At 52.8% G+C, this 2080-nt stretch carries 3 protein-coding genes; 1 reads left to right on the plus strand and 2 read right to left on the minus strand.

Annotated features, from left to right (window positions below):
- The first annotated feature begins 152 nt into the window (after positions 1 to 152).
- On the plus strand, positions 153 to 359 hold the full coding sequence (locus E4656_RS20580; RefSeq protein WP_240754055.1) for a hypothetical protein: 207 nt from the start codon (positions 153 to 155) through the stop codon (positions 357 to 359).
- 18 nt (positions 360 to 377) lie between these two features.
- Here E4656_RS20580 and E4656_RS20120 read toward each other — a convergent pair whose 3' ends face one another.
- Positions 378 to 683: a hypothetical protein gene (locus E4656_RS20120; protein WP_135485117.1), complete on the minus strand. Its 306-nt coding sequence runs from the start codon at positions 681 to 683 to the stop codon at positions 378 to 380.
- Between the two features lie 47 nt (positions 684 to 730).
- The coding region (locus E4656_RS20125) for an RHS repeat-associated core domain-containing protein (RefSeq protein WP_205849294.1) at positions 731 to 2080 on the minus strand (1350 nt) is incomplete at its 5' end.

A 2080-nucleotide genomic window follows, 5' to 3' on the forward strand; every position in this document is an offset into this window, starting at 1 on the left:
GTCGACCAGCCGTTGTCGCCGTGCTCGCGCTGCAGGTCCTGTTGGGTGGCCTGAAAATCAAACCGGTGCGCTGACCACTCACCCCGGCTTGGGGTGCGGAAGTTGCGGAAGAAGCGGTCATCAAAACCATACTGGCTGCTGTCGGCCTGCTGGTGCACGATGGCCTGAGTCCGGCCCAGCGGGTCATAGAGCGTGAGGTCCCGGGTATCGTTGGGCAGGCGCCGTTCAATGACCCGGCCCAGTTCATCCCGGTTGAAGGCGGTGGTGTCGCCATCATGGGTCAGGGCACTGATACGACCTGCGGCATCATAGCGCTGGCGTTCAACCTGGCCCTGAAAGCGCTGTGCTGGATAAAATAAAACCAGATATGGCTCAAATTATCCAATTTCGGGAAGCTTCACAACAATTGCATCGACGAGGTGTTGTTCATGATCAAAAAACAAGTATGCGCGAACATACACCTTGTAAATAATAAACTGTCTGTAAGAACCCATATCACAAGAAACCAAAAAGCGACTATTTTCGTCAATCTCTCTATTTCTAAAGGCTCCAGGCTCGTTTAAGCTAACCACTCTGGAGCATTCTACCCCCTCACTCGCAAGGGCTTCTAATACACTGGAAGAGGCGGTACCCAGGAACCTGGAAAGGAGTCTTTCTGCAATATCTGATTCATCTTCTTTCAAGGCATTCCCCTCACAAGAGACCACAAAAAATGAGAATATCAACGTAACTATGGCCCTGGACAAATTAACCCCCTACTTGTATCTACAAAATAGTCACTAGTTAATGGTTTATTATAACCAGGCACCCTTACATTGACATCAGGTTTATTAAGTCCAACCTCATTAATTATACCCGAAACAAGCGAATTAGAGTTGAATCCTTCATTAGAATCATTTGGGTTGAAATAATACGGTGCCGCATTGTCCGATCCGGACGGGTCAGGATGATTTCTTGATCCGGAATATGATGACTCCGCTTCAAACAACTGCTCAATTACTTCGTCTTCATCTCTTCCGGAAAGATCAATTACTTGGTAATCCGTTTTATCATCTTGACGTACATCAGTCGGTCGATTGATATAAGAGTAAAGCGTAGCGCCTAAGTTGGGAATACCTCCCTCTGCTGCTCCACCGATTGTAGCAAAGACTTTGTCGTCTTTGGGGTGATTGATGAACCTTTCATCATCGACATACCTATCTTGATTTTCTGGAATAATGATTATAGATAAATGATGGGAGCCACTACCAATAGGGCCTACTTTTACTTCATGCGCCTGCACGGCAATCTCCAACCCCATCGGATCCACCCACCGCAGGGGGTTGCCAGCCACATAACCGTAACGCATCTGCTGACCAGGGTCACGCAGTAGGTGCTGGGTGTTCAGCGTGGTGCTGCCAAGCAGTTGGTGTCTGGCGCTTTGCGGTAATGCCAACTGGCTGAAGCTGTAGTAATCCGGCTGCAGCCATCTGCCCTGTTGCGGGCTGTACCAGCGGGCGTCCATGTGGATCAGGCCGGTGAGGTTGGTCTCGTACTGGCCGGTGTACAGGTACGGCACCAGGTGGCGTTTGGGGCTGTGGCCCACATGAGTTCTGGTCATCTGCTCGTGTGAGTAGCGATGAGTGAACCCGTAAGCTTCACCTTGCGGGGTGTAATCCCAGCGGAAGGCATTGCCGGGGTCTTCGCCGGTGATCTTGACCGTGCTGCCCAGGTGATCCTGATGGAAGTAGGCCTTGTCGGCGTAGTTCTGCGCAAAGCCCGTCACCCGGAACTCGTCGTTCTCCCACTGGTGCACGGTCTGGCTGATCAGGGTGCCGTAGTTGGCGTTCTCGGGCAGGCTGCCGGGGCCGCCGTTGCCGGTAGGTTCACCGGGCAGGTAGTTGAGGCTGCGGTAGGGGTTGTTGTCCTGATCCCACTGACTGTGTTCCTGCCGGCCGTCATACAGGCTGCCGTATTGGTAGCTGCGTTCCCAGTCGCTGAGCTGGGTGCTGACCCTTCGGTCTCGGGCATCCCAGGCGTAGTCATACCGGGCGTCGTGCTCGGTGATCTTCTGGGTCATGCGGCCCAGTGCATCGTGCCG

This window comes from Natronospirillum operosum, from assembly GCF_004768465.1.
GTDB classification, from domain to species: Bacteria; Pseudomonadota; Gammaproteobacteria; order Pseudomonadales; family Natronospirillaceae; genus Natronospirillum; species Natronospirillum operosum.